This is a genomic window from Flavobacterium suzhouense (assembly GCF_042684765.1).
In the GTDB taxonomy this organism is placed as follows: domain Bacteria; phylum Bacteroidota; class Bacteroidia; order Flavobacteriales; family Flavobacteriaceae; genus Flavobacterium; species Flavobacterium suzhouense.
Map to the genome: position 1 here is coordinate 1 of NZ_JBHUMD010000011.1, position 21206 is coordinate 21206.

Annotated in this window: 23 protein-coding genes and 1 pseudogene; 12 read left to right on the forward strand and 12 right to left on the reverse strand. The window is 37.2% G+C overall.

What is annotated here, in order from left to right; translation table 11 throughout:
* Positions 1 to 2339 (reverse strand): L-type lectin-domain containing protein (locus ACFSR3_RS08390; RefSeq protein ID WP_379820572.1); only part of this gene is annotated, 2339 nt, incomplete at its 3' end.
* Between the two features lie 624 nt (positions 2340 to 2963).
* Between ACFSR3_RS08390 and aqpZ the strand changes: the two are divergent.
* A pseudogene (aqpZ, locus tag ACFSR3_RS08395) lies at positions 2964 to 3686 on the forward strand (aquaporin Z).
* 82 nt (positions 3687 to 3768) lie between these two features.
* Here aqpZ and ACFSR3_RS08400 read toward each other — a convergent pair.
* From ACFSR3_RS08400 to ACFSR3_RS08410, 3 genes are read right to left on the reverse strand one after another with little or no spacing between them, the layout of a single operon-like run.
* Positions 3769 to 4587 carry a DUF6515 family protein gene (locus ACFSR3_RS08400; RefSeq protein ID WP_379820573.1) on the reverse strand — a complete coding sequence of 273 codons (819 nt, stop codon included), beginning with the start codon at positions 4585 to 4587 and terminating at the stop codon, positions 3769 to 3771.
* A 7-nt stretch (positions 4588 to 4594) separates the two neighbouring features.
* The gene (locus ACFSR3_RS08405) at positions 4595 to 4741 is read right to left on the reverse strand and encodes a hypothetical protein (RefSeq protein WP_379820574.1); all 147 of its coding nucleotides are present in this window, start codon (positions 4739 to 4741) and stop codon (positions 4595 to 4597) included.
* Positions 4742 to 4752: 11 nt separating this feature from the next.
* The gene (locus ACFSR3_RS08410; protein WP_379820575.1) at positions 4753 to 5481 is read right to left on the reverse strand and encodes a DUF2092 domain-containing protein; all 729 of its coding nucleotides are present in this window, start codon (positions 5479 to 5481) and stop codon (positions 4753 to 4755) included.
* A gap of 148 nt (positions 5482 to 5629) precedes the next feature.
* Between ACFSR3_RS08410 and ACFSR3_RS08415 the strand changes: the two genes are divergently transcribed.
* Positions 5630 to 6202: a pentapeptide repeat-containing protein gene (locus ACFSR3_RS08415; protein WP_379820576.1), complete on the forward strand. Its 573-nt coding sequence runs from the start codon at positions 5630 to 5632 to the stop codon at positions 6200 to 6202.
* Positions 6203 to 6356: 154 nt separating this feature from the next.
* Here ACFSR3_RS08415 and ACFSR3_RS08420 read toward each other — a convergent pair whose 3' ends face one another.
* Complete coding sequence (locus ACFSR3_RS08420; RefSeq protein ID WP_379820577.1) at positions 6357 to 6800, reverse strand: hypothetical protein; 444 nt, start codon at positions 6798 to 6800, stop codon at positions 6357 to 6359.
* Between the two features lie 125 nt (positions 6801 to 6925).
* Complete coding sequence (gene glyA / locus ACFSR3_RS08425) at positions 6926 to 8200, reverse strand: serine hydroxymethyltransferase (RefSeq protein ID WP_114759569.1); 1275 nt, start codon at positions 8198 to 8200, stop codon at positions 6926 to 6928.
* Positions 8201 to 8308: 108 nt separating this feature from the next.
* On the opposite strand from glyA, the gene fahA reads away from it, so the two are divergent.
* The gene (fahA, locus tag ACFSR3_RS08430; protein WP_379820578.1) at positions 8309 to 9595 is read left to right on the forward strand and encodes a fumarylacetoacetase; all 1287 of its coding nucleotides are present in this window, start codon (positions 8309 to 8311) and stop codon (positions 9593 to 9595) included.
* Between the two features lie 57 nt (positions 9596 to 9652).
* On the opposite strand, the gene ACFSR3_RS08435 is transcribed toward fahA, so the two are convergent.
* The 3 genes from ACFSR3_RS08435 to ytxJ (ACFSR3_RS08445) form a co-directional block, all read right to left on the reverse strand.
* The gene (locus ACFSR3_RS08435; RefSeq protein WP_379820579.1) at positions 9653 to 10858 is read right to left on the reverse strand and encodes a hypothetical protein; all 1206 of its coding nucleotides are present in this window, start codon (positions 10856 to 10858) and stop codon (positions 9653 to 9655) included.
* Between the two features lie 97 nt (positions 10859 to 10955).
* Positions 10956 to 11351: a bacillithiol system redox-active protein YtxJ gene (ytxJ, locus tag ACFSR3_RS08440; RefSeq protein ID WP_379820580.1), complete on the reverse strand. Its 396-nt coding sequence runs from the start codon at positions 11349 to 11351 to the stop codon at positions 10956 to 10958.
* Entirely contained in the window at positions 11351 to 11749 is a 399-nt protein-coding gene (gene ytxJ / locus ACFSR3_RS08445) for a bacillithiol system redox-active protein YtxJ (protein WP_379820581.1), read from the reverse strand. The genes ytxJ (ACFSR3_RS08440) and ytxJ (ACFSR3_RS08445) overlap by 1 nt, the downstream gene beginning before the upstream one ends.
* A 127-nt stretch (positions 11750 to 11876) precedes the next feature.
* Here ytxJ (ACFSR3_RS08445) and clpB point away from each other — a divergent pair, with 127 nt between their 5' ends.
* Positions 11877 to 14483 (forward strand): ATP-dependent chaperone ClpB, encoded by a 2607-nt coding sequence (clpB, locus tag ACFSR3_RS08450; protein ID WP_379820582.1) that lies wholly within the window; start codon positions 11877 to 11879, stop codon positions 14481 to 14483.
* A 71-nt stretch (positions 14484 to 14554) separates the two neighbouring features.
* Here the strand turns inward: clpB and ACFSR3_RS08455 are convergent, their stop codons facing one another.
* Entirely contained in the window at positions 14555 to 14797 is a 243-nt protein-coding gene (locus tag ACFSR3_RS08455; RefSeq protein WP_114759564.1) for a hypothetical protein, read from the reverse strand.
* 275 nt (positions 14798 to 15072) lie between these two features.
* On the opposite strand from ACFSR3_RS08455, the gene ACFSR3_RS08460 reads away from it, so the two are divergent.
* The 5 genes from ACFSR3_RS08460 (at position 15073) to ACFSR3_RS08480 (ending at position 18065) form a co-directional block, all read left to right on the forward strand.
* Positions 15073 to 15267, forward strand: coding sequence for a hypothetical protein (locus ACFSR3_RS08460; protein WP_379820583.1), 195 nt, complete (start codon positions 15073 to 15075; stop codon positions 15265 to 15267).
* Positions 15257 to 16216, forward strand: a complete 960-nt coding sequence (locus ACFSR3_RS08465) for an alpha/beta fold hydrolase (protein WP_379820584.1) — start codon at positions 15257 to 15259, stop codon at positions 16214 to 16216. Before ACFSR3_RS08460 ends, ACFSR3_RS08465 begins: the two co-directional genes overlap by 11 nt.
* Positions 16217 to 16286: 70 nt before the next feature.
* Positions 16287 to 16721: an SRPBCC domain-containing protein gene (locus tag ACFSR3_RS08470; RefSeq protein ID WP_379820585.1), complete on the forward strand. Its 435-nt coding sequence runs from the start codon at positions 16287 to 16289 to the stop codon at positions 16719 to 16721.
* Positions 16722 to 16727: 6 nt separating this feature from the next.
* Positions 16728 to 17579, forward strand: a complete 852-nt coding sequence (locus ACFSR3_RS08475; protein ID WP_379820586.1) for an aldose 1-epimerase family protein — start codon at positions 16728 to 16730, stop codon at positions 17577 to 17579.
* Between the two features lie 60 nt (positions 17580 to 17639).
* On the forward strand, positions 17640 to 18065 hold the full coding sequence (locus ACFSR3_RS08480) for a hypothetical protein (protein ID WP_379820587.1): 426 nt from the start codon (positions 17640 to 17642) through the stop codon (positions 18063 to 18065).
* A 15-nt stretch (positions 18066 to 18080) separates the two neighbouring features.
* Here ACFSR3_RS08480 and ACFSR3_RS08485 read toward each other — a convergent pair whose 3' ends face one another.
* Positions 18081 to 18317: a VF530 family protein gene (locus ACFSR3_RS08485; RefSeq protein ID WP_379820588.1), complete on the reverse strand. Its 237-nt coding sequence runs from the start codon at positions 18315 to 18317 to the stop codon at positions 18081 to 18083.
* Between the two features lie 112 nt (positions 18318 to 18429).
* Here ACFSR3_RS08485 and smpB point away from each other — a divergent pair, with 112 nt between their 5' ends.
* Entirely contained in the window at positions 18430 to 18885 is a 456-nt protein-coding gene (smpB, locus tag ACFSR3_RS08490) for an SsrA-binding protein SmpB (RefSeq protein ID WP_114759574.1), read from the forward strand.
* Positions 18886 to 18913: 28 nt separating this feature from the next.
* Here the strand turns inward: smpB and ACFSR3_RS08495 are convergent, their stop codons facing one another.
* Complete coding sequence (locus tag ACFSR3_RS08495; RefSeq protein WP_379820589.1) at positions 18914 to 19561, reverse strand: protein-L-isoaspartate(D-aspartate) O-methyltransferase; 648 nt, start codon at positions 19559 to 19561, stop codon at positions 18914 to 18916.
* Between the two features lie 170 nt (positions 19562 to 19731).
* Between ACFSR3_RS08495 and ACFSR3_RS08500 the strand changes: the two genes are divergently transcribed.
* Together ACFSR3_RS08500 and ACFSR3_RS08505 are read left to right on the forward strand one after the other, a co-directional pair.
* Positions 19732 to 20697 carry a Gfo/Idh/MocA family protein gene (locus ACFSR3_RS08500; protein WP_379820590.1) on the forward strand — a complete coding sequence of 322 codons (966 nt, stop codon included), beginning with the start codon at positions 19732 to 19734 and terminating at the stop codon, positions 20695 to 20697.
* A gap of 149 nt (positions 20698 to 20846) precedes the next feature.
* Positions 20847 to 21203 (forward strand): hypothetical protein, encoded by a 357-nt coding sequence (locus ACFSR3_RS08505; RefSeq protein WP_379820591.1) that lies wholly within the window; start codon positions 20847 to 20849, stop codon positions 21201 to 21203.
* The last annotated feature ends 3 nt before the right edge of the window (positions 21204 to 21206 follow it).

Genomic DNA, 21206 nt, shown 5'->3' on the forward strand with positions numbered 1-21206 from the left:
CTGGTTAGATCAAAAACCTGCAGGCCATCGGTATCGTCATCACATAACTCATATGCTGTCATCACAGGGATAGCAGGGCGTGAGTGTACGATCAGCTGGATCGGTACTACAGAACGGCAGTTGGTCGTGGTGCCTGTCTGTACCACACTCGCATAAACCGTACCCAGTATACTGTGGTAGTTTGTAGGATCCGTAATAGGGTTTACGCCAAACTCTGCGGCTGCCTGCGTGCTGTGGTAGGTGATCGTAAGACCGCTCTGGCCGTTTAATATCTCTACTCCTGCCGGGGTAAGATCAAAATAAGCATAACCGTCAAAGTTGTCCGCACACTCCTCTAATGGGGTGGCCGGGGAAACTGTTGGGGCACTGTTTATCGTTACTACAAAGTCTGACTCATCTGAACATACCGTAGTAGCATCTCCAGTTACGGCATAGATGTATATCGTCTGGCTTGTCGTAATAAAATCACCCGCATTTAACTGTGTACCTGTTCCTCCTGCACCAGTGTAGTAGTTACCTGTTGTTAATGCAGGAAGCTGGTATGAATCACATGCCTCTACATCTGCTTTTTGTTCTACAGTTGGAGATGTATAAATTGTTACATTAAAACTTGTTTCATCAGTACAAGTATCAGGAGCTGTACCGCTCACTGCATATACATAAACTGTCTGTGAAGTTGTTAATGGAATAAGAGGATTAAGTTGTGCGCCTGTTCCGCCAGGACCTGTATAATAATTCCCTACTGTAGGCTGTGTAAGCGTATACGAATCACAACCTGACTGATCAGCAATAGGTGTAAGTACCGGTTGCGGATCTACAACTAAAGAAAGTGCCTCAACATCAAAAGCAGGCGGACCTATCGTAACTGAAGGATCATCACATCTTACCCAAACGGTTTCAGTTGACCCTGAATAGGTTGTTGGATTTGTGATAGGATTTGTTTGTGTGTTGGCATCAGCCTGAGAATTATAAAACGAATACACATATGATGCAGGTACAGGATTTGCAACTGTCATCTCATCAGTATACGAAGTAAGATCAAATATTACCTCTCCATCATAAGGAGCAGGCTCACAAGCATGAACTGCATAAGGTTGTAACTCAACACTACAATCATTTATAATAAGCTGAAAAGGTCTCACAACATAACAAGGAGTAGAAAAACCTACCGCTTTAGCATAGATTATTTGTCCATTGTAACCACTATAATTATTTGAAGGAAAAATCATAGGATCTCCATCATTAATCTGATCCATTGACTCATAATACTCTATATCATACTCTCCCGGATCAGCAAGGGGAGCTTTCATTATCGGATCATTAAGCTGTAGATTAAATGAGGCTGTTTGAGCTGGGTCACCACAAACAGCGAGATCTTCTGGGTCTGCAACCTCCACATCTGGAATTGTTGCAGTAAAGTCCCTCACATAAGTTTGTCCGCAGTTATCAGTTACGGTAAGTGTATACGTAGTAGTAACCATTGGGGTAAAAACCGGATTTGCAATAGCAGGGTTACTTACACCCGTAGTTGGCGTCCATAGATAGCTTACAGCGCCTTGTATAGTACCATCAACATTACTGATTGATTCCCCTTCACAAACTGTCTGATCCTGAAGACTGGTAGGTAAGAAAGAAAGATATTTAAAACATACCGATTGTTGATTAGACAAGGCTCCTGTTGAACCAGTAAAACCAAAATAAACAGTAGGATAACCTCCAAAAACAGAAATAATAATCTGGTTATCATATACAATACGCACCTGACAATCAAAAACTACTGTCAACGTATGGGTAGCAGCCCTCCAAAGTATTTTCACCTCATGTTGTTGGTTGTCTTTTATATTTGTAGAAGTTGTAGAAGCCTGTACAGGTGCCACCAGATTATCGCTTGTAAGGTGGCTAACGTTTCCTGCTTTATGAATCGCAATGTGGTCATAAGCCGGATCACCCCAGTTACTATTGGTATAAGTATCAAACTCAATAGCCATTGATGGGGATTCTGGTAAATTTCCATAACCAAGCTGTCCTCCTACCGCTCCTAAAACCGGATTAGCTGTAGATTTTAAAATAAACGCCATACCATCGGCACCGCCGGCATTTGCTCCAAAAAAAGCATCAAATACTATGTCAAAATCCTGAGACAAATCAATTGGGTTGTTGTACCAAGCAGCTCCTGAATTCGACTGAGTATTTGTTGTTATAGTATAACAGTTAGTCCCGGTAGAAGTTGCACTTCCTATGAAGGATGGAGTTAGCTGGGCAAATGCTGATACAGAAAAAATTAAAAAAATCCCTAAAAGCGAAATTCGAAATTCAATATTCTTTTTATGAAATATCATAATTTATTAACTTTAAATAGTAATTTAGAAAGTATATAAGCCTATTTTAGATTTGGTGAAAATCGTTGCGATATGAATTTAAAATTTGGCTCCGGACAAAAATTTGCAAATAGGGAAGATAAAAGTAACTCATGCTTAATATAATAGGTAATTTAGGTTTCAAAAGAATGTCAAATCTAAGCTTTTTCATTAACTTTTTATTTCTAAAAAATTAACTTTTAATAATATCACTTAAAACTTAGTTTTTGTTTAAAATAAAACACATATTGAAATAATTTTACTCAATTAATTAAACAAATTAACATTATAAAACCCTACCTAGAAATATTCCTACTTCATTAAGTATTGAAACTTCAAAAATAATTTAAGATTACTTCTACATAATATTTAAAAACAAGTACTAAATAGGTAAAATTACCAAAAAACCAATCATTGACTTTTTTTTATTAAATTAGCTAAGCTTCACAAAAAGCTTACTATAAATAGTATATCTATAGTTCAAAGCTTTTCCTTAAGGCTACTTATGTTCTTAAAAAAATGCTATTATCCCCTATTATTCGGTTACTGTTACAAGGAATTTATTCACTGTCTATATAATTTCAACCAAACTAAATCAATTAAATTATGACAAAAAAATTCGCAGCAGAATTCATCGGAACCTTCTGGCTTGTACTGGGAGGATGTGGTAGTGCCGTTTTGGCGGCCAATTTTAAATCAGAACCCTTTATAGGCATTGGTCTTGTGGGAGTAGCATTTGCTTTTGGACTAACTGTATTAACAATTGCTTATGGCCTGGGGCGTATATCTGGAGCACATCTTAATCCTGCAGTAACCATTGGACTTTGGGCCGGAGGACGTGCAGAAAATTCTCTGGTAATACCTTAAATTATTGCCCAAGTACTAGGAGGTATTGCCGGTGCTGCAATTCTTTACCTTATAGCTACAGGTAATGGCAGCGATATCGGAACTTTTGCAGCAAATGGTTATGGGGAACATTCACCAGGTGGATATAATCTAACCTCAGCTTTTGTTACAGAGTTTATAATGACGATGATTTTTATCATCATCATCATGGGTGCTACCGAAAAAGACCGTGCCAGAGAAGTATTTGCAGGGATTGCTATTGGCCTAGCACTGACTTTAATACACTTAATCAGTATCCCTGTAACCAATACATCGGTTAATCCGGCAAGAAGCATCAGCCAGGCCATTTTTGTACAAGGATGGGCCTTAGAGCAACTATGGCTTTTCATAGTAGCTCCAATACTGGGAGGAATCGCAGGAGGCATACTCTACAAAACACTTTTACGTAAAACCGATTTTGACCCTGAAGACAGAGTACAATAAATTCATTATACACGAAAAAGCATCCGCCCAGGCGGATGCTTTTTTATTGGCATATAGCCAGGAACCAGTTTTTTCTATTTAACTATTCATTTTTTACTTCAGCAACCTCATACTGATTTTTACCATCAACCTTAACAGGCTGATAATAAGTATCACCATATTTAACATAGGTTTGCTCTCCTACCCTAACCTCTTCAGCACCCTCAGGCAAATGTTCTACAACTGTACCTGCCGTCGGCGGAACTACAGTATAGCCTCCACCAGACTTCTCATAATACGTACCTCCATAATAATAATTGTTTGTGGTTTCATTAACAGTCACTGTCTGATAACCATCAGGCAAAACTTTAATTGTAGCCCCCACAGGAGCCTGAACTACAGTATATCCGCCATTACCCTGAACATAATACACACCCTGATCATAATGGTATTGCTGATTTTCTATTGAAATTATTATAGCTGTAGTAGCTAGTGAAGCTACAAAGAAGCCCCACGGATGCCATACCGGCCCCCAGTAAAAAGGACGAAAAGGATGGTAATAATAAGGTCTGTAACAATAATATCCACGTCCACCATAGCGATATGGAGGCCTATGGTACTCTCTATGATTAGAACGTACTATAGTATTACGGTTATTATTAATATTCACATTAACATCTCCCCCTCTATGGTTCACATTTACCCTGTTTCCTGAGTTACGATTACCTACATTTTTATTATTACCTCTGTTAACATTATTGTTATGGGACACTCTTTTACCGCCGTTATTGTTTCTGTTATTATTATTTCCTACACTATTTCTGTTAGGTGTATTTGTATGCTTGTTTTGAAATGAAGAATTTCTGTTCGTTGAACGGTGACTACCTCCATTTATAGTTCGATTACCCGCAGGCCTAGACATAGCTGGTTTAGATCCACCCCCCCATAGCATGTCCACCGCCACCCCCGCCTCTTCGCCCCATTCTCTGAGCTTCAGCAATTGACGGTGAAAGCAAAATCAGAAGTACTGCAAAGGCAGCTATTTTCTTAACGATTTGTTGATTTATAATAAGCATTTCCGATGAGATTATTGGTTAGATTTTTTTAGCATAACAATTTCGGTTGCCAAAGGAGGCTCATTAAAATCAAAAAGAGCATCCGGTAAATCCGGATTTATCTTCCAGTCCGAAAACACTCCCATATACTGAGGACTATTAGGTTTATCTTTATAAATAACCAGGAAACGTAAAGGTAAATTCATTGCATCGTCTGATATCCATAACTGAACTCTTTGGTTTTTACTATCTGCCAAAATATGATAACAATCCTGTCCGTCAACTGTCTTTCTACCCAAAAAAGTAACTGAAGTAAAGTCAGCCAGAATATCATCTGCAAAAGTTGGATAGAAAAAATCAGAAGCAGGAAAATCTACTCCGTATTCATCATGTACAGCATCTATAGTTTCTATAATGGTTGACGGCACATCAAGAACAGAATAATTATTTTCAGTATATGAGTAATAGACTAAATGTTTTCCATTATACCAAAATCCTTTATGATTATCATCTCCCTTAAGCTGAACAAGCATCTTATCGGGTCCTTTAAACATAACTTCATCGTCAGAAAACTTTTTCTCAAGACCATTATCTCCGGTAACATCCTGCGAAACATTAAGCTTAAAACTACAGGAATTAAGTCCTCCTATTACATCGCTCATCCTGTCAAGAATAAGTACTGCGACAGAATCTACTTTTGCAGTCTGCGAATAACCTGCAAAAGAAATTAGTACACTAAAAAGTAAAAGTGTTTTTCTCATAAAAGGTTGGTTTTGTTTATCTCTCTTAAAATTAGTTAATTATCAATCATTTAACACATTTTAAAATCAATTTAACAAAAAATTAAAAAACACAATTTTACCAATGCAAGTTTATTATAACCGATATTTGCCAATCAAAAAACAGATTATGTCAGAGAATTATTTGATAGCACATGAGTATAATGATGTGACTTTTGGGGAGGAATCGATCATGTACAAGGATTTTGAACGCTGTACTTTTTCAGATTGTGATTTTTCTAACTGTAATTTTACCGGTGTTGCTTTTATAGATTGTAATTTTTCCGGCTGTAATTTTTATGAAGCTAAAATTAATTATGTTGCCTTCAGGGGCGCATTGTTTACTGACTGTGATTTTAATGGAGTTAATTTCTCAATGGTAGATCCGTTGCTTTTTGAAATTGAATTTAAAAACTGCCAGTTAGACTATGCGAAATTCTATACTTTAAAAATTAAAGGCACTACTTTCACAAATTGTAGTCTTATAGCTGTAGATTTTATGAGTACAGACCTTACCGGAGTGATGTTTGACAACTGTAACCTGCACAAAGCTGTTTTTATTGATTCAATAGCCAATAAGACTGATTTTACAACCAGCTACAACTTTTCTATTGATCCTGAACGGAATAAGCTAAAAAAAGCGATATTCTCTCAGGCAGGATTAAAAGGCCTGTTATATAAATATGATATTATCGTAAAATAAAAAGCCTATTTATTAGGCTTTACCAAATATGCGATGTACATTTGCAGCTTACTATTAACCATGTTACAAAGGTTGATAGTTTAAAGACCCAGGGGCTTCCACCCACGGGTCTTTTTTATTTTTACACATATACAACTCCGTTTCAATACCGTCCCTATTGTTTGTATGCATTTAAAACAATAACCTCATACGCATCTTTGCTCAATAAAAGCTGAAGCACTGAACCCTCTGTAGCTTTCCAGGCAAGATTTATTTTTGAATTTCCTTTTTGGATTGATTTATTCATACTGTCAGGCGTTTTGTTATTGTTATTAGCCGTTAAATCTTTTCCTTCAACGCTGTTATATATATCCGGATTTTGAATCGACATATCGTTCTCTTCAAGCATGCGCTGCACCAAAGCAGTTGCATCACTCAGCCCCTTAGGAGTTTTTTCAAATGACATTACTGCATCATAGCTACCTTTCTTTAGCCATTGCCCGGTAACTTCCATAGATGGATTATAATTACCTTTTACATCTAAAGCAGTTGCTCCAAAAGTTTGAGCATTACAAAATACACCTACTAGCAGGAGAACAGTTATATAAATAGTTTTCATAAATGATTGATTTTAAGTTGCGACTTAAAATTATAAAAACCTTTTACCTGTTAAAAGTATTTTAACAAAACAAAAAATCCCGTTCGCCTGGGCGAACGGGATTTAGATATATCTAAAAACTGATATTAGAATACAAATATCGGTCTTTCGCTCATCATTTCGTTAACCTCATCAGCTACCTGCTCAAGAAGTTCTTCATTAGCAGGGTCTAAAATAACACGATCAATCATGTCAACGATAGTCTCCATATCAGATTCTACAAGGCCACGTGTTGTAATTGCAGCCGTACCTACACGGATACCAGAAGTTACAAATGGCGATTTGTCATCAAACGGAACCATGTTCTTATTTACGGTAATCTCAGCTTTTACAAGAGCATTTTCAGCATCTTTACCTGAAATATTTTTATTTCTAAGATCGATAAGCATCATGTGGTTATCTGTACCTCCGGAAATGATATCATAGCCACGCTTAACGAATGCTGCCGCCATAGCCTGAGCATTTTTCTGTATCTGTCTTGCATACGTAAAGAACTCGTCAGACAGTGCCTCACCAAAAGCAACCGCTTTAGCTGCGATGATGTGCTCTAATGGACCTCCCTGATTTCCCGGGAATACAGCAAGATCAAGGAGTGAAGACATCATTCTTACTTCTCCTTTTGGTGTCGTAAGACCAAAAGGATTAGGAAAATCTTTACCCATAAGTATCAGACCACCTCTTGGACCGCGAAGGGTTTTGTGCGTAGTTGTAGTTACAACGTGGCAATGAGGGATTGGGTCATTCATAAGACCTTTAGCAATAAGACCTGCAGGGTGAGAAATATCAGCAAAAAGGAAAGCTCCTACGCTGTCAGCGATTTTTCTGAAACGCTCAAAATCCATATCACGAGAGTAAGCAGAAGCTCCTGCAATGATAAGTTTTGGCTGTTCTTTGGTAGCAATTTCCTGAATTGTATCATAGTTAAGACGACCGGTCTCTTTTTCTACTCCATAAGACACAACATTGTAAAGTCTTCCTGAGAAGTTAACAGGAGAACCATGCGTAAGGTGTCCGCCGTGAGCAAGATCAAAACCTAAAATTTTATCACCAGGCTTAAGGAAAGCATGGTAAACAGAAGCATTAGCCTGAGAACCAGAGTGAGGCTGTACGTTAGCATACTCAGCCCCAAAAAGCGCTTTAGCCCTGTCAATAGCAATCTGCTCAATTACGTCAACCACTTCACAGCCTCCGTAATACCTTTTGCCTGGGTAGCCCTCGGCATATTTGTTAGTTAGCACAGAACCCGCAGCTTCCATAACCTGGTCGCTTACAAAGTTTTCTGATGCGATAAGTTCCAAACCGTGAATTTGCCTGTCTTGTTCCTCAAGAATAAGGTCGAAAATTTGTTCGTCGCGTTGCATTGTATAATTTTTCGTTAATTTGTCGTCAAAAGTACAAAAAACGTTTGGTAAAATGAATGTCCAAACTATATTTGACTATTCAATAAAACAAAAAAAACATAACAAAATATGGCGCTTACAGCAAATGATCCATCAAGAAAATCCTGGCTTAATGTTCCTAAAGACAGCGATTTCCCTATACAAAACATACCTTTTGGTGTTTTTATAACTAAAGAAGATGTAGTAACCATAGGCACAAGAATCGGCGATTATGCTATAGATCTTGGAGCTCTTCAGCAGTTAAATTACTTTGAAGGGATAGACCTTACCGATGATATGTTCATGCAGGACACCCTAAATGATTTCATTTCAGACGGAAAAAAAACATGGAGGCTGGTACGTAACCGTATCGCTGAACTTTTTGACACCAACAACCCTAAACTTAGAGACAACGAAGATCATAAATCAATAGTAATCTTTAACGTGCAAGATATAGAAATGCAACTTCCGGTACTTATCGGTGATTATACTGACTTTTACTCAAGCCGTGAGCATGCTACCAATGTAGGTATGATGTTCCGTGACCCGGCAAATGCATTATTACCAAACTGGCTTCACCTGCCTGTGGGTTACCACGGAAGATCGTCTACGATTATCCCTTCAGGTATTCCGGTACACCGCCCTTTGGGACAAACATTACCGAATGGTGAAACGCAACCGGTATTTGGCCCTTCAAAACTCGTAGATTTTGAACTAGAAATGGCTTTCATCACTACAGATGCTAATATTATGGGTGAGCCTGTTTCTGTTGAGGATGCAGAAGAACACATCTTTGGTTTAGTACTTTTTAACGACTGGAGTGCACGTGATATCCAAAAGTGGGAGTATGTTCCACTTGGGCCATTCCTTGCTAAGAACTTTGCTTCATCAATATCGCCTTGGATCGTTACTCTTGATGCTTTAGAGCCGTTCCGCGTAGAAGGCCCTTCTCAGGAGGAGCCTAAGCCATTAGACTACTTACAGCAAAAAGGTGCTCATTCATTCGACATTAACCTTCAGGTGGCTATTGAGCCTGAAAATGCTGAAGAGACTATAATATCTAACTCAAACTTCAAGTACATGTACTGGAGTATGGCACAGCAATTAGCACACCATACAATAAATGGATGCCGAGTAAATAGTGGTGACCTAATGGGTAGCGGAACTATCTCCGGACCTACTCCTGACAGCTACGGATCGATGCTTGAGCTTACCTGGGGTGGTAAAAACCCAATCCAGATGAAAGATGGCAGCGAGCGTAAATTCATTAACGACGGTGATACCGTTATTATGAGAGGTTATTGCCAGAATGATACTGTAAGAATCGGGTTTGGTGAAGTGTGCAGCAAGCTTCTTCCTCCTTTCGAAAAGAAATAATAGTTGAAACGCCCCCGCTGCAAGCGGGGGCGTTTTTTTTATTTAGAATGCTTTCTTTTAATTAGTAGCCTGCTCAAACTTTTTTGCATATATTTTCCATGCATTTCCAAAAGCATTCATCTCAGATGGCACAGAAGAAAATGCTAAGATATAACTATCGCCACCTAAATAAACAACATCAGGCTTATTATCAGGCATGACAGTACCAAAAATATGTTCACTCCCCATACTGCCATCATTTTTTACCTGTAAAGCAAAAATATCATTATAAATATCTGGATTTCTTCCTTTCCAATTAGAATTGTTAGTAGACCCTACTATGTAGACAGAGTTATTTTGGCCTGCTGTAAGACACTCTGCAAAACCCTCCTTTTCTGTCTTCCTTAAATATAGCTCTTTACCTTCTGCTGTATAAGCCGCATAAAAAATATTTTTGAAACCTCCTGCATTCGTTAAATCCTTAGAGTAGTTGCCAGAAACCATATAGCCGCTACCAAATTTTAGAATATTAGATGCTCTATATCCGTTTAATTCTCCTTCTTTTAGTTTGCTCCATAAAACCTTACCTCCTTTATCTAGTTTTGTGAGGCTGTAAGTAACTTTTTGATCTAATTTCTCTGCTGAAAGCAATATAATATCGTCCTTATCAATACATATGTCCTTAATATTACGCTGGCCGGACATCTTATTTTCGGAATAAAATTCTTTCTTCCAGTTAATGGCAAGATTTTCATCAAGAAAAATCATACTAATATAATTAATATAACTATTTTTAATTTCTTTCTCATGGCTGACACCTACTACAACGCTTTTACCCATGGATTTTAATTTAATGTTCCAGGTTATATTAAGATCCTTATAAACAGTATCTTTTATAACTTTAAAGTTAAGATCCAATATCTGCATCCAAAGCTTTTTACTCTTTTTATATCCGGCAAGTATAATTTTATTTTCAGTAACAGCCATTTCAGTAAGTCTGTCTTTATCACTTCCAAAGAATATTTCTTTTGTCTTTTTGCCGTTTGCGTCAAGTTTTACTAATGCGCAGGTAGTCGCTTTATTACTGTTATCACTGAATCGCTGTCCTAAAATTATAGTTTGATTACTGTTTTCTAAATAGTGAAGTTTTTTAGGCATGTCATTACTTTCACCATAAAATGTTTTTTCCCATTCAACAAATGTCGGAATTGACTGTGCTGCATCTTTATTTGAGGAATTGCAGCTAATAATAAATAAGACTACGAATAGCAACAGTTTTTTCATATAATAAGGTTTGTCCCAAATATATGTACATTTGAATCTCAAAACAATAGCTGCATTTTAAGAAGAGTAATTTTGTAGTCATTACTGACTATTCTTTTCAACCGCGTAATAAGTTCATATCTATTATAGCAATATCGCTATGATTGCTATTAATCTGGCATTTTCCTTCTTTAATGAAGATTACCTGAGGCGATTCATGCTTAACACCAAATCGTAATGCTATCTCATCAGATATATTACGATGAGCGATAAGATCTAAAAAATAAGGTTTAGGAATATTGCCTTTTGAATCATATCGCCTTTCAAAATTCTTTAGTAATGCGCTGCTCATGTCGCAACGGCTACTATGTTTAAAGATAACGATTGGAACACTATACGATTCATCAATGATTCCTTCAAGCTGTTCAAGAGAAATCAAATCAGTCCATTGTGTTATTGGTTCTGACTGATAATCGAGATAATAATGCCCCGGATACTTAGCTATAATCCCCATTAAACAGTTACTTTCTCCTTTAGTTCAACTGCATCAATATCGCTATGCGAAACAGTATAAACAGCTTTTCCATTTTTTATAAGAATCAATTGAGGAGATTGATGAACCACATCAAAACGGGAAGCAATTTCATTTGATATATCCCTATGCGCTAAGAGATCAAGAAAATAAGGTTTGGCATTCTCTGCATCAATGGAATAATGCCCTTCAAAATTTTTCAAAGCCATGCGACTGATACCGCAGCGGGTACTATGTTTGAAAATAATAACAGGAACTGAAGCTGACTCCGTTACAATCTCATCCAATTGTTTTAGTTCTGTTAAATTGTTCCAATCTATATTTGAAGTTGGATTATCTTTACTGTTAGAATCGCCGAATAATTTACCAAATACACTCATTTTGACACAATTAAGACACTTTGTCTGTTAATTTTACTTTTTTAGTTACAAAACCAGACAATTCGTCAGATTTTACATACTGGAACATAAATTGAAACATTCTTATCAAATTTAAAAAAATTAAGATATGAACTTTGCCAATTTTACTATAAAATCACAAGAAGCCATACAAAGGGCACAGCAAATTGCCCAAAGTTTTGGCCATCAACAAATTGAAAACGAACATATAGTTAAAGCTATTTTAGAAGTAGATGAGAATGTCACTCCTTTCCTTCTTAAAAAGCTTAACGTAAACTTACAACTGTTTACCCAGATATTGGACAGCACACTTCAGAGCTTCCCTAAAGTACAGGGCGGCGAAATGGGAATTTCGCGTGAAGCTTCTACAGCTTTAAACGAAGCTTCTAACATTGCCCGTAAGATGAACGATGAATTCGTTTCTATCGAGCACTTACTGTTAGCCATCTTTGCTTCAAAAAGCAAAGTATCCCAAATACTAAAAGACCAGGGTGTAACCGAAAAAGCGCTTAAAGCTGCTATTGATGAGCTTCGAAAAGGTGAAAGAGTAACATCAGCAAGTGCCGAAGAAACCTACAACTCGCTAAACAAATATGCTAAAAACCTGAATCAGTTAGCCAACGATGGCAAACTTGACCCGGTTATTGGTCGTGATGAGGAAATTCGCCGCGTACTGCAAATACTTTCACGCCGTACCAAGAATAACCCTATGCTTGTAGGTGAACCAGGTGTTGGAAAAACTGCAATTGCTGAGGGATTAGCACACCGTATCATTCAGGGTGACGTACCTGAAAACCTAAAAGACAAAGTAGTATACTCACTTGACATGGGTGCGCTTATTGCAGGTGCCAAATATAAAGGTGAGTTTGAAGAGCGTCTTAAATCAGTTGTGAAAGAAGTAACCTCGGCCGAAGGTGATATCGTCCTATTTATTGATGAGATCCACACTCTTGTAGGTGCAGGTGGTGGAGATGGTGCCATGGATGCTGCAAACATCCTGAAACCCGCACTTGCCCGTGGAGAGCTTCGCGCCATAGGTGCTACAACTCTCGATGAATATCAAAAATACTTTGAGAAAGATAAAGCACTGGAACGTCGTTTCCAAAAAGTTATGGTTGATGAGCCGGACACCGAAAGTGCTGTATCCATCCTTCGTGGTATTAAAGAGAAATATGAAACACACCACCAGGTGCGTATTAAAGACGAAGCTATAATTGCTGCAGTAGAATTATCGCAACGTTATATAACCAATCGTTTCCTTCCGGATAAAGCTATCGACCTTATGGACGAAGCTGCTTCTAAACTGCGTATGGAGATCAACTCGAAACCTGAAGAACTCGACGTTCTTGACAGAAGGATAATGCAACTTGAGATCGAGATCGAAGCCATTAAACGTGAGAATGACGAAAGTAAACTAAAATCGCTTGGACTTGATCTTGCCAACCTGAAAGAAGAACGCAATGAAATTTATGCACGCTGGAAAAGCGAAAAAGATGTGGTTGACAATATTCAGGCTGCGAAAACCGAAATTGAGAACTTTAAGCTCGAAGCAGAACGCGCCGAACGTGAAGGAAACTATGGTAAGGTTGCTGAGCTTCGTTACGGAAAAATAAAAGACACCGAAGAGAAACTTCACCAGATGGAACAACAACTTCAGGAAACTCAAAAAGGGCAAACTCTAATCAAAGAAGAAGTAACCCGTGAAGATATCGCTGAAGTAGTGGCAAAGTGGACCGGAATACCGGTAACTAAAATGCTACAGGGTGAACGCGAAAAATTACTTAATCTTGAAGCTGAACTTCATAAACGTGTAGTTGGTCAGGAAGAAGCGATTGAAGCCGTGAGTGATGCCGTGAGACGTAGCCGCGCCGGACTACAGGATCAAAAGAAACCTATTGGTTCATTCCTCTTCCTGGGAACTACTGGTGTAGGTAAAACAGAACTTGCCAAAGCGCTTGCTTCTTACCTGTTTGATGATGAAAATGCCATGACCCGTATAGATATGAGTGAATATCAGGAACGCCACAGTGTAAGCCGATTAGTAGGTGCGCCTCCGGGATATGTTGGTTATGATGAAGGCGGGCAATTGACAGAAGCCGTGAGAAGAAAACCTTACTCTGTAGTATTGCTTGATGAGATCGAAAAAGCGCACCCCGACACCTTCAATATACTATTACAGGTATTGGATGAAGGGCGTCTTACCGATAATAAAGGACGTGTTGCTGATTTTAAGAACACGATCATCATCATGACTTCAAATATGGGAAGTAGCATTATTCAGGAGAAATTCGAGAACCTGAAAGGCAATGTTGAAGCAGCAATAGAAGCAGCTAAAACAGAAGTACTTGGATTACTGAAACAAACAGTACGCCCTGAGTTCATAAACCGTATCGACGATATCGTAATGTTTACTCCTTTAAGTAATGATAATATTAAAGAGATAGTAGGCTTACAAATCAAGTCGGTTACAAAACTCTTGGCACAGCAAAACATTACGCTGGATGCTACACCGGAAGCCATTGAATACCTTTCTAAAAAAGGGTATGACCCTGACTTTGGTGCAAGACCGGTAAAACGTGTTATCCAAAAAGAAGTAATGAACGAATTGTCGAAACAAATACTATCAGGTAAAGTAACCACAGACAGCATTATACTGCTCGACAGTTTTGATGGAAAATTGGTTTTCAGAAACCAAAGTGATCTGGTTAACAAATAATAGAAATCAGGAATTTCTATAAATCAAGAAGCCCCGCATCACGGGGGGCTTCTCTTTTAATGCCCTCGATTTTAACGGGCACTCTTATATTGGTAGTATTGCCTGATAGTCATTACACCTTTTGTTTTATGTTTTCGCTTTACAGCCAGAACATATCCAACAATTGCAAAAAACACACAAGACAATAACAAAATGAACAATGTATTGATCAGGTAACTGCTAAAACTCACATTATCAAAAGTAAAGTCGTTTATGACAAAATACCCAGCAAAAAACAGAGCCGCTAATACAAAAAGATAGTAGATTGGTTTCATACATGTAAGGTGTTATAAATGGACTTCCTTTCAAATTCTCTATCAAATTTCAGAATTTAAAATGTTATAGTATAGAACTTTATGACTAAATAACTTTTGATTAAGATTTATTTTGTAATTATTATTTTACACACCAATCGCAATCCCTTAAAATATTGATATTTTACAAGAAAAAAATCAATTAACAAACAAGGATGTTAATCTTTTTCTAAACATAATAATGATTTATTATTAAAAAATAAACTTTGTATATAAATATTCAAAACCTATACAAAATGAACTTAAAAAGAATCTTTGGAGCTATACTAACGATACTGGGGGTTGTTAGTCTTATTTATGCAGCGTACATTTTTGCCAATACAACAACAGCTGAGCAAAATATCAAAACAACAATTATTTATGGTGTTTTAGGATTATTATTTTTCATCTCAGGCATTGGTCTTGTTAAAACTACCAAAGATGAAGCTTAATCCTGTTCTACGCTGTATATCTGTTTTTTCTCTCTTTATATTATTAGGCTGCGCTGCCGGTAAAGAGAAAAGTAACCATGCTCTCTTTAAAAACAGAAATGAAGAGCAAAAATATATTAATGCTTACAACAGCAGCCTCACACTTTGGCCGGTACCCTACACAGAGAAAGATATTCCTACCTCATTCGGTACTGCCCATGTAATAGTTAGCGGTCCTGCCAATGCTGAGCCGTTAGTATTACTTCATGGCATGGATGCGACCTCAACAATGTGGTATCCGAACATTAAAGATTACAGTAAGAACTACCGTGTATATGCTATTGATTACATTATGGAAGTGGGTAAATCGACCTTAAAGGAAAATAAAAACCTTAACCATGATGAGATTGTTCAATGGTATGAAGAGATTTTCAATGCTTTAAAATTAAATAACATCAATCTTGTAGGTACATCGCGTGGAGGCTGGCTGAGCACCTTATATACGATTAATCATAAGGAAAGAATCAAAAAACTTGTTTTATTAGCACCGGTACAAACATTTAAAATGATCAGTATGGACTCTGATCTTATTAATGCTGCTAATTTTAAAATTGCACCTTCCAAAAAACGGCTGAAAAAGCTTATTGACAATTTTTCACTATATCCCGAAAAGGTAGATTCTAAGTTAAAAAATCAAATGTATCTTGGCAATAAATACAGCAGGACCAAACTTGATCTTTTATCCATGACCCCTTTCAATGATGATGAATTTAAAAGCCTTGACTTGCCTGTGTTAGTATTGGTTGGTGACCACGACATTTTAAATTCAATTGAAATTGTAAAAATAGCCGGAGATAAAATTCCGGAAGCTCAGGGAGCAGTTGTAGAATCGGCAGGTCATTTCCTTACGATAGACAGAACCGAAGATGTTGACAAGAGAGTATTAGAATTCCTGTCAGAGAAAAATTAAAACCCTGTTAATCATCTGTTTTTAGCTATTTGGTTTTTGTAGCTTTATAATTCAACTAAAAAATAAAGCTATGAAATCACTTATTGTAAAGAACAACATTCGCATCGATGCTTCCGTCACAAGGGTATGGGAAGTGCTTACAAAACCTGAATACATCCGTAAATGGGATGAACTCCCGGAAAATTTTGGCGATTTTCAGATTCACCCTATGACAGTTATTGAGTGGCCCGGCTATTCCACACTAAGGGTAATAGAACTGGTTGTTAATAAAAAATTAAAGTATTCACTCTATGTTCCCGCATGGAATGACGAAAGCATTACAGATATAGGTTATACCTATACATTATCGGTTGATGATGATGGCCATACCTGGCTTGGTGTAGAGATAGGCGATTTCGCTATTTTATCTGAAGGCATTAAATATTATGACGCAAGTGTTACCTTTGGCAAAACGGCCTCGCAAAAAATAAAAGCACTGGCTGAAAAAAGACCAATAGCACTCTAAAATATCATGAACGTTACTATTACAAACGAGTTTCTTACCGCAACCATTAATCCTTTAGGCGCAGAACTCATTTCTTTAAAAGACAGCTCAAATGAATATATATGGGAAGGCAATCCTGAGTTTTGGGGCAAACATTCTCCCATCCTATTCCCTATTGTAGGAACCCTAAAAGATAACACCTACACTTACGAAGGGAATGATTACAACATGACCCGCCACGGCTTTGCACGCGATAATCATTTTGTAGTAAAAGAACGTGACAGCAGAAGTGTTGTTTTTTCATTTTCATCGAATGAGGAAACCCTGAAACAATACCCTTTTACTTTTGAGCTTGAGCTAAAATACACTTTAAAAGAAAAGACCCTGCATCTTGACTATACCGTAAATAATTTAGGTGACAAAATACAGCCTTTCGCTTTAGGGGCACACCCGGCATTTGCATTACCTGGAAATTTTGAAGATTACAGCCTCACTTTCGAAAAAGAAGAAGAACTTATAAGCAGCCAGCTTGAAAACGACCTTGTTTCCGAAAAAACCTTCAAAATTGAGTCAGACAAGAATAAACTGGCGCTATCGCATAAACTTTTTGAAAACGATGCTCTTATTTTTAAGACATTGATTTCAAAAAAAATTACTCTAAATAAGTTGGATACTCCATTCCTGAATGTAAATTTCCATGACTTTCCACACTTAGGCATCTGGACAAAAACTAATGCACCGTTTTTATGCATCGAGCCCTGGCAGGGATATTCTGACCCATCTACATCTACAGGTAAACTTGAAGATAAAGAAGGAATCGTATTACTTACTCCAGGTAAAGAATATAATGCCGGTTTCTCAATTGAAATATTACGTTAAATTTGTTTTGTGTAACGCAACCGACAAAGGAGCTTTACATCTATTAAAAAACATGAAACAATGAAAACAATGAAATTAAAATTCATCACGCTACTGACAATAGTAGCTTCAATAGGAGGAGCATGCTCACTGGATGATAAAGAACAATATTGCTTTACTTCACAGTATACAGGAATTACAGGAGTAACCGGGCCTAGTGCTACTACCGTAAACACTCCTATAACTTTAAATGTATCTTATATCCCTTTAGGAACATGTGGTACATTCAATAAATTTACAGAAACACAAACCATCACAGGGCAAGACTTTCCTAAAGACATAAAAGTCTTAGTAGATTATGAAGGCTGCCAGTGCCCTGCAACAGACACTGCAGAAACAGTTTCGTATACTTTTACAGCAACCACTCCCGGAAGTTATGAGTTGAACTTTTTAACCGGAGTAGAAGCAAATCCAAAAATAACGAGAACCATTACAGTCACAGAATAGAACAAAAGATCTTCCTCAGGGAAGATTTTTTAACTTAGGCAACGTCCTTACATAAAGTTCCTCAACCTTTTTACGTGCCCAGTCGGTTTTGCGTAAAAAGGTAAGGCTGGAATTGATCGTTGGGTTAACATTAAAACATCGTATATTTATAAGTTCACCCAGTGTATCAAAACCATAAAACCCGACAAGGTCTTCAAGGATTTTCTTAAGTGTAACACCATGCAAAGGGTCGTTTGAAATCTTCTTTTCCATGAGTGTAAAGGTAGTAAGCTTTTATTATTACCCGAAATTTAAAAAATTATAAAATTTGTAACGCAGCTCACAGTTGTAGCATTAAACAATTGTGCTTACATTTGCCATCCTTATGCAAAAAACGGTTAACATACTAAACAAGAGAGCGAGGTTTGATTTTGAGATTCTCGAAACCTATACCGCAGGTATTGTACTTGCCGGCTCTGAAATTAAATCCATACGTTTGGGTAAGGCTTCTATTGCTGAAAGTTTTTGTGAATTTCACGGGCATGAGCTGTTTGCCATCAATACAAACATAGAGCAATATGCTTATAGCCGTAGTTTTAACCATGCTCCAAAAAGCGAACGCAAACTGCTTTTAAATAAAAAAGAACTGAAAAGCCTTTTAAAAAGCGTACAAAATAAAGGTCTTACTATCGTTCCGCTTAAACTTTTCACTAATGAAAAAGGCATAGCAAAACTTGACATTGGTTTATGCCGCGGTAAGAAAAACTTCGACAAACGTGAAACTATGAAAGAACGCGATACCAAACGTGATCTTGACAGGATAAAGAAAGAATTCAAATAAAAAAAGCTCTGCATAATGCAGAGCTTTTTTAGTTTTTATTTTCAAGAAGCGGCACAAATCGAAAATCGCCAAATTCATGCTTTTCAAACTGGGTTTCATTTTTTCTGATTAGCAATGTCATGGTTTGCACCCCCTGTTGGTTATCAACCGGAATAACCAGCCTGCCTCCTATTTTTAACTGAGCCATTAATGGTTTAGGGATAAAAGGCGCCGCCGCTGTTACAATAATACTATCAAACGGAGCAAAATTTGGTAATCCTTTATATCCATCTCCAAATGAAAGGTGCTTTGGACGTATACCAAGCTTAGGTAATAACAATGAAGTTGTTTTAAACAACTCATTCTGACGCTCTACGCTAAAGACCTTTGCGCCCATTGCATAAAGCACAGCCGTTTGATACCCTGAACCGGTACCGATCTCTAAAACCGAATGGCCTTTATCTACCTGCAGCAGCTGTGACTGGAAAGCAACCGTATAGGGCTGTGATATGGTTTGCCCTGCACCAATAGGAAATGCTTTATCCTGGTAAGCGTAATCTTCAAAGCTCGAGTTAAGAAAAAGATGTCTCGGCACTTTTTTAATAGCTTCCAGAACATTTTTATCGGTTATGCCTTTTTGTTCCAAAACCGCAGCAAGCTGATTGCGAAGTCCCTGATGTTTGGCTGTATCTTTCAATGGTAAGGAAATTAATTTCGGTAAAAATAACAAACAATATGGTATTGTCAAATCGAAAGACAACCATAAAATTTTATTTAAAAATACAACAAAATCATCTCTTTTTTGATGTACTGTTTTTGCTTTATCAAACCAAATAATAGTATTTTTGTTTCACAAAAATTACACTTATGCTAAAAGTTGGCGTACTGGGTGCAGGGCATCTTGGAAAGATTCACCTGAGATTACTTAACCAGTCTGAAAAATATGAACTTGTGGGTTTCTACGACCCTAACAGCGAACACGCAGATAAAATCGCAGCCGAATTCGGTTATAAAAAATTTGACACCATAGCAGCACTTATACAGGCTGTGGATGTTGTTGATATTGTAACACCTACCCTTTCGCACCATGATTGTGCCAAAGAAGTTATTGAAGCAGGCAAGCATGTATTCATAGAAAAACCGATCTCAAACACAATTGAGGAAGCTGAAGAGCTTATAACTCTTGCCAAAAAATATAATGTAAAAGGACAGGTAGGACACGTAGAGCGTTTTAACCCTGCTTTTATTGCTACCAAAGAAAAAATTGAGAACCCGATGTTCATTGAGACTCACCGTCTGGCAGAGTTCAATCCTCGTGGTACAGATGTTCCTGTGGTACTGGATTTAATGATACATGACATTGATGTTATCCTTAGCGTTGTAAAATCTAAAGTAAAGCTTATCAATGCCAGTGGTGTTTCGGTTATAAGCGACACTCCGGATATTGCCAATGCCCGTATTGAGTTCGAAAATGGCTGTGTAGCCAACCTTACAGCGAGTCGTATCTCATTAAAGAATATGCGTAAGTCGCGTTTCTTTCAAAAAGACGCTTATATATCGGTAGATTTTCTTGATAAAGTATGTGAAGTAGTAAAAATGAAAGATGCTCCTGAGGTTCCGGGTGATTTTGACATGATACTGCAAAATGCTGAAGGTATAAAAAAACAGATATATTTTGACAACCCGGACGTAAACGCCAACAACGCCATACTGGATGAGTTAGAAACATTTGCCGATGCCATAAACAACAATACTACTCCGGTAGTTACACTTGAAGACGGTACAGAAGCATTAAGAGTTGCCTACCAGATCATTGATTGCTTTAAGAAGTAATGTTACGATCTGTATTTAATCTTAAGGTTTATTTGCTAATTATTTTACTATTAGTATTCCTTACAGTGCTCATAATATGTATTATTGATTTTAAAGAAGCATTTACAGGTTTAGGTGGTGGAATGTTCGTTTGCTTATTACTCACTTTTATGTCTACATTTCTTTTTCAGGAAATTCGTAAAAGTTTAATTGTAATAAGAATCAAAAGAACCGAGAAGATTATAGAAGATAATACAATTACAATTAACAGCTTTTTAGGGCTGGGTAAAGACATGATTTACCACATTAAAGAATTTGATGGATTTAAAACTTCGTCAATTATGAGTAAAGGTACATTGTACAACTATATATTTTTAATTAAAAATGGAAAAAGAGTGGTAAAAATCAGTGATGGTTATTATTCAAATTATCAAGAAATGTCAGATTTTTTTAAAACCAATTTAAATGATTTAGGACATGTGGATGGTAATGCTTTTTCCGAAATGATAGATTTATTTAAAAAATAGAAC

Bases quoted from the DNA above. Each gene is read 5' to 3' on its own strand.
- ACFSR3_RS08420 (WP_379820577.1), bottom strand. From the start codon at position 6,800: ATGAAAACTATTTATATAACTGTTCTCCTGCTAGTAGGTGTATTTTGT.
- ACFSR3_RS08500 (WP_379820590.1), top strand. From the start codon at position 19,732: ATGCTAAAAGTTGGCGTACTGGGTGCAGGGCATCTTGGAAAGATTCAC.
- clpB (WP_379820582.1), top strand. From the start codon at position 11,877: ATGAACTTTGCCAATTTTACTATAAAATCACAAGAAGCCATACAAAGG.
- ACFSR3_RS08405 (WP_379820574.1), bottom strand. From the start codon at position 4,741: ATGCTTATTATAAATCAACAAATCGTTAAGAAAATAGCTGCCTTTGCA.
- ACFSR3_RS08480 (WP_379820587.1), top strand. From the start codon at position 17,640: ATGAAAACAATGAAATTAAAATTCATCACGCTACTGACAATAGTAGCT.
- fahA (WP_379820578.1), top strand. From the start codon at position 8,309: ATGGCGCTTACAGCAAATGATCCATCAAGAAAATCCTGGCTTAATGTT.
- glyA (WP_114759569.1), bottom strand. From the start codon at position 8,200: ATGCAACGCGACGAACAAATTTTCGACCTTATTCTTGAGGAACAAGAC.
- ACFSR3_RS08410 (WP_379820575.1), bottom strand. From the start codon at position 5,481: ATGAGAAAAACACTTTTACTTTTTAGTGTACTAATTTCTTTTGCAGGT.
- ACFSR3_RS08470 (WP_379820585.1), top strand. From the start codon at position 16,287: ATGAAATCACTTATTGTAAAGAACAACATTCGCATCGATGCTTCCGTC.
- smpB (WP_114759574.1), top strand. From the start codon at position 18,430: ATGCAAAAAACGGTTAACATACTAAACAAGAGAGCGAGGTTTGATTTT.
- ACFSR3_RS08505 (WP_379820591.1), top strand. From the start codon at position 20,847: ATGTCTACATTTCTTTTTCAGGAAATTCGTAAAAGTTTAATTGTAATA.
- ACFSR3_RS08465 (WP_379820584.1), top strand. From the start codon at position 15,257: ATGAAGCTTAATCCTGTTCTACGCTGTATATCTGTTTTTTCTCTCTTT.
- ACFSR3_RS08415 (WP_379820576.1), top strand. From the start codon at position 5,630: ATGTCAGAGAATTATTTGATAGCACATGAGTATAATGATGTGACTTTT.
- ytxJ (WP_379820581.1), bottom strand. From the start codon at position 11,749: ATGAGTGTATTTGGTAAATTATTCGGCGATTCTAACAGTAAAGATAAT.
- ACFSR3_RS08460 (WP_379820583.1), top strand. From the start codon at position 15,073: ATGAACTTAAAAAGAATCTTTGGAGCTATACTAACGATACTGGGGGTT.
- ACFSR3_RS08475 (WP_379820586.1), top strand. From the start codon at position 16,728: ATGAACGTTACTATTACAAACGAGTTTCTTACCGCAACCATTAATCCT.
- ACFSR3_RS08485 (WP_379820588.1), bottom strand. From the start codon at position 18,317: ATGGAAAAGAAGATTTCAAACGACCCTTTGCATGGTGTTACACTTAAG.
- ACFSR3_RS08455 (WP_114759564.1), bottom strand. From the start codon at position 14,797: ATGAAACCAATCTACTATCTTTTTGTATTAGCGGCTCTGTTTTTTGCT.
- ACFSR3_RS08400 (WP_379820573.1), bottom strand. From the start codon at position 4,587: ATGTCTAGGCCTGCGGGTAATCGAACTATAAATGGAGGTAGTCACCGT.
- ytxJ (WP_379820580.1), bottom strand. From the start codon at position 11,351: ATGGGGATTATAGCTAAGTATCCGGGGCATTATTATCTCGATTATCAG.
- ACFSR3_RS08435 (WP_379820579.1), bottom strand. From the start codon at position 10,858: ATGAAAAAACTGTTGCTATTCGTAGTCTTATTTATTATTAGCTGCAAT.